1 protein-coding gene and 1 pseudogene are annotated in these 1,625 nt (G+C 40.1%); both read right to left on the bottom strand.

Features of this window, described 5'->3' with window-relative positions:
• Positions 1–3: 3 nt before the first annotated feature.
• Positions 4–660, bottom strand: coding sequence for a lytic transglycosylase domain-containing protein (locus JTI98_RS11470; RefSeq protein ID WP_216081272.1), 657 nt, complete (start codon positions 658–660; stop codon positions 4–6).
• A gap of 65 nt (positions 661–725) precedes the next feature.
• Positions 726–1,625: pseudogene (locus tag JTI98_RS11465) on the bottom strand (hypothetical protein); the annotation flags it as partial.

Here is a 1,625-nt window from a genome sequence, read left to right as displayed (position 1 = left end):
CCATTAATCACCTCTCAGCTGTTTAATTCCCCGAGCTGCATCATGATGAGAATTAAGGCTTCGCATGCGTCGTGAATCAACCGTATTCTTATTCGATTCACTTCGTATTCCTTTGTGTTGGCTCGAAGCAGTATGGCTATCCTTACCTCCGTCACCTAACACAGGTATAGGCAGCACGTTATTTATTCCCTGATTATCCATCTTTACATTTGCTATTCGTTGCACATAGCTGGAACTACCTCCAGCATCTGGAATGAAACCTCGACTAAAGTTGCCACTGTAGTAACAGGAGAACGCTTTCAGCCGGGCAGTTTCCGCATCAGATACTTTTAACGCACGATCGTAACATTCCTGATAAATAGAAGCCGCAGCGCGGAGGTTTGAACAAGGTTCAAATACAGTTTCATAATCAAGGGCATATCTGGACAAATTATACCGATTTATCTGCGCCAGCCCCATTGAAAAATTCCAACCAGCGTTAGCAAGATAGCGCGCAGTAACAATAGCCTCTTCCTTATTTACAGGCTGACGAGCCAGTCTTCCCCCAACCACGCCTATTGCATAAGGGTTAAAAGAGGACTCAACGCTGATAATTCGATGTATAGCCTCAGTGTACAATTCTGCACCACATTGTGCCGTAATAGCAGGCAAGTCAAGCATTCTCAAACCCTTTCAGAAAATAGAGAAAAATGTAGCGACGTTTATTTGCACTATGGGAATTTTGACTATTCATCCGGGTTTACATAGCGGGTCGTTTCTCTTGCCATCGCTCCGGCAATGACATCATAAAGCGCATCGTAATTAGTTGCTATAAAAGCGTGTCCAGATCCGACACAAGAATTTTGCCAGTCTGAAATAGAATTATTACTTACTAAAGAAATATAATATATTTCAACATCTGTTGTCGTCGTTCCAGCAGGATATTTTTTAAGACCGTTTCTGATTACATCACAGAGATGATACTTATCCATTAGTGTCTTTCTAACTTGTTTTGAATCGGTATTATCCTCACCATCAGAGATGACAAAAATCATTTTAACGTCATTTTTGCCTTTGGTGATGAGTGGCACTGCTCGTAATAATCCGCTAATACTATCCGTACCTCCACCAGGAGGTCCCATGCTGTTAAAATCATTGATTATGGAACGGTTATCTGTAAGCTCCACCAGGTAGAAATTAGGTTTTTCGATTGTCTTAATAAACTTAACAACATTGCCATGGTCACGGGTCCCCGAAGTCGCGTAGGCGCAAAGAGAATCAAAAGGAATAACATGAGCAGAAGGATCAGAATTCGAGGGAGCATTCAGATAATTAATAAAAGTGACAACATTATCATCGATAAATAGATAATCGTCTGCAACTGTACCTTCGTAATCCATTGTTTCAGGATTAATGATAGAAGTATATTTGCTTACTAATTCAGTTAGTAAATGAAACTTTTCAAAATTATTGTAGAACTCTTCATTATTATCTGGGTTATGAATATCAGAATTAGGGTCTGCATCACAGGTTAACCTGCCACTATCTTTTCTACAATATCCCTCATCAATTAACCATGTCTCCGCAGAGGTTGTCGTATAACCATTTGCTTTCGCGATTACGTCCTTGTAATAGCTATTAAGATA

Origin of the sequence: Citrobacter sp. MGH 55, from assembly GCF_016906145.1 — a bacterium.
Classification (GTDB): Bacteria; Pseudomonadota; Gammaproteobacteria; order Enterobacterales; family Enterobacteriaceae; genus Citrobacter_A; species Citrobacter_A amalonaticus.
The sequence above is the reverse complement of the archived record's forward strand: the minus strand, read 5'-3'. Positions and strand labels throughout refer to the sequence as shown.

What these genes read in the sequence shown, in the direction of transcription:
- JTI98_RS11470 (WP_216081272.1), bottom strand. Translation starts at nt 660, where the DNA reads ATGCTTGACTTGCCTGCTATTACGGCACAATGTGGTGCAGAATTGTAC.